This window comes from Demequina sp. (genome assembly GCF_024642165.1).
In the GTDB taxonomy this organism is placed as follows: Bacteria; Actinomycetota; Actinomycetes; order Actinomycetales; family Demequinaceae; genus Demequina.
Genome location: NZ_JAHEBP010000168.1, coordinates 1 through 2,686 on the forward strand (window position 1 = coordinate 1; position 2,686 = coordinate 2,686).

At 68.9% G+C, this 2,686-nt stretch carries 5 protein-coding genes; 1 reads left to right on the forward strand and 4 read right to left on the reverse strand.

From position 1 onward, the window contains the following. The 4 genes from heR to Q0L54_RS10995 form a co-directional block, all read right to left on the reverse strand. On the reverse strand, nt 1-617 hold a 617-nt coding region (gene heR, locus Q0L54_RS10980), incomplete at its 3' end, for a heliorhodopsin HeR (protein WP_296668061.1). A 126-nt stretch (nt 618-743) separates the two neighbouring features. Next, the gene (locus tag Q0L54_RS10985) at nt 744-1,469 is read right to left on the reverse strand and encodes a M50 family metallopeptidase (RefSeq protein WP_296668063.1); all 726 of its coding nucleotides are present in this window, start codon (nt 1,467-1,469) and stop codon (nt 744-746) included. A gap of 25 nt (nt 1,470-1,494) precedes the next feature. Then, entirely contained in the window at nt 1,495-1,635 is a 141-nt protein-coding gene (locus tag Q0L54_RS10990; protein ID WP_296668065.1) for a hypothetical protein, read from the reverse strand. 81 nt (nt 1,636-1,716) lie between these two features. Beyond that, the gene (locus Q0L54_RS10995) at nt 1,717-2,076 is read right to left on the reverse strand and encodes a hypothetical protein (RefSeq protein WP_296668067.1); all 360 of its coding nucleotides are present in this window, start codon (nt 2,074-2,076) and stop codon (nt 1,717-1,719) included. A 48-nt stretch (nt 2,077-2,124) separates the two neighbouring features. On the opposite strand from Q0L54_RS10995, the gene Q0L54_RS11000 reads away from it, so the two are divergent. Next, a partial coding sequence (locus Q0L54_RS11000) for a dihydrofolate reductase family protein (RefSeq protein ID WP_296668069.1) occupies nt 2,125-2,686 on the forward strand: 562 nt, incomplete at its 3' end.

Sequence of the window (2,686 nt, forward strand, 5' to 3'; positions counted from 1 at the left end):
AAGGCGTTGAAGAACAGGAACAGCGAGATCACGATGCCGTAGACGAAGCCCGGAACCGTGGCCGTGTCCGGACCGCCCGGCGAAAACAGGTTGATGACCACGACGATCCACGGCACCGCCCCGGCGATGCATCCGAAGAAGAACGGCAGAAAGTCCCCACTACCAGGCTCGACGTACTTCTCCTGCAGCCAGCCGAACAGAATCATGGCCACGTTTGCGGCGAAAAGCCCCAACAGTGCGCCAAAGTCGGCGATGCCGTTGAGCTGCAGGATCACCACGATCATGATCGACGACGACAGCGAATACTCCACCCAGCGAAAAGTGTTGCGGTGCTGCTGCAGGCCCGCGGTGTAGCGCCCGAAGAACATGGGTGAGGCCACCAGCAGATGGAAGAAGGCCGACAACGCCAGGAACGCGATGACCATGGCGCTGATGTTGAGGCTGAAGAGATTGATCGGATCCGTGAAGGCATCGGTCCCCGGCGGGCCGTTCAGATACGTCGCGGTCACCGGGAGCGACGCCGAGTTCGACAGCAGCAGGATCCCCACCAGCGACGCGAGGTGGAGCGCTGCGGCTACCAGGTTGAACGGTCGGAGTCGGGCGAGGGCGCGATCCATGATGTCTCCAAGTCGTCGCGGTAGAGGCGTGCCTCGACAGTACGGGGTCGACGCATGTGAAGCAGCACGGATCATCCGCGTGGTAACTCCCTGGTTCCCGAGGGTGGCCTGCGGTCACGTGGCCGGTCACGCCGTGACGCCGTCAGCGAGCAGCAGCCACCCGCCGAGCCCCGCGGACGCCACCGTCACCAGCCAGAACACGGCGACCCAGACCGCGCCGGGCACGCGGGTCAGCCGGGCGAGCGCATCGGCGTCCGAGCCTCTCCCCCGCCCGCCCCGCCGCGACGCGCTCAGCTCCACGACCGCCCTCACCGCGCCCATCAGCAGCAACCATGTGATCCCCACGGCCAGCCCCACGCGCCACGGATCCGCCAGGAACCACGCAGCCGCGCCCACCGCGCCGATCGCCACCACCATGACGAATAGCCCGAACGCGTTGCGGATGCGGAACAGCACCAGGATCAGCGCGAGCATCACGATCCACAGCAGCGCGATCGCATGGCCGCGACCCACCAGCCACGCCGCGCCGAGCCCGATCAGCGCGGGCGCCGGATACCCCGCGAACGCCACCAGCGCGAGGGGCAGCCGCTTCGCCTCGCCGTAGGAGGTGGTGGCGCCCGAGGTATCCGCGTGCAGCGTGATCGCCGAGACACGCCGGCCCGTCGCGAGGGCGACCACGGCGTGGCCGCCCTCGTGGGCGATGGTCACCACATGCCGGACGATGCGCCAAAGTGCGGGCACGGCAACGCACACGATCACCGCGCCAAGCGCGATGAGCGTGACGCTCAGATCGGGAGCAATGCGCGACGTGACGTCCGCCCAGAGGCGATCGATCACGTCGGCAGAGCCCATGGGCTCCGACGCTAGCGGAGCGAGATCAGTAGCAGTTGTCGCACTTGCCCGTGGCGGGCAACGAGGTCCAGCAGGTGGGGCAGGCGGGGCGCTCGACGGGCTCCGTGCGGGTGGTGCGCTTGATGGGGGCGGGCGTGCGGGCGGGGTCCTTCAGGAGGGTGGTCACGTGACCATCATGCGCCCTCAAACGGCCTTCGCCCGGGACTCGCGTGACTGCCAGCCAGGACGTTCCCGGGGATGAGTCGTTTCAGCGGTCGAGGACGTCCAACTCCGCGTCCGTCGCGCGGTCGATCACGGAGCGATCACCGAGCGGTGCGTCGAGCTCAACCACCACCACGTCGAGGCACGCGTCGCCCGGATTCCGTACCGTGGCCTGGAGGTCGAGCACCACGGCGTCCTCCGCCTCCTCGACGTCCACGGACGGGTCGCCATTGCAGGAGGGCGAGGTCACCTCGAGGGTGCTAGGAGCCGTCAGGCGCACCTCGTGAATGGGCTGACTCCCGGTGGACTCCGACTCGTACCGAAGCCCGCATCCCGCGAGCGCGATCGCCAGGCCCACGCCCACCGCCGCAGCGATCGCGACTCCCGCCCGCCGCATCGTCCCCATGGACGCGAGCGTATCGCCGCGCCGCTCGCGTGGATCTACTCTGACGGTATGGGACGCCTCATCGTCGAGCAGATGGTCACCGCAGACGGCTTCGCCGCCGGTCCAGGGGGCAGCCTCGAGCACCTGGTGCCGCCCGCGGAGGGCGGCGTGGACGCCCGCCAGGCGCGCATGCTCGAGGGCTGCGACGCGATCCTGCTGGGCCGCGTCACCTACGAGATGTTCGCCGACTATTGGCCAGGACAGACCCCGGACGACGACTGGATCGCGGAGCCCATCAACCGCCTGCCCAAGCACGTGATCAGCAACGTGCTCGCGAAGGCGCCGTGGGGCGACTACGCCTCGGCGACGGTCGAGCACGGCGAGCCGCGCCACACGGTGCGGCGCCTCAAGGAGGACTACCAGGGGGACATCGTCCTGTGGGGCAGCCTCACGCTCACCGGCGCCCTGCTCCAGGCGAGGCTCATCGACCAGGTGCGGCTGCGCATCGTCCCGGTTGTCATCGGGGAGGGGCTGCGCCTCGCACCGGGGCTGCGGGACCCACGCTCGCTGACTCTCACCGAGGTCGACACCTTCCCCACGGGGCACGTCACCCTGGTCTACGACGTGGTCT

Coding starts and splice junctions, on each gene's coding strand:
- Q0L54_RS10985 (WP_296668063.1), bottom strand. CDS start 1,469: ATGGGCTCTGCCGACGTGATCGATCGCCTCTGGGCGGACGTCACGTCG.
- Q0L54_RS10995 (WP_296668067.1), bottom strand. CDS start 2,076: ATGGGGACGATGCGGCGGGCGGGAGTCGCGATCGCTGCGGCGGTGGGC.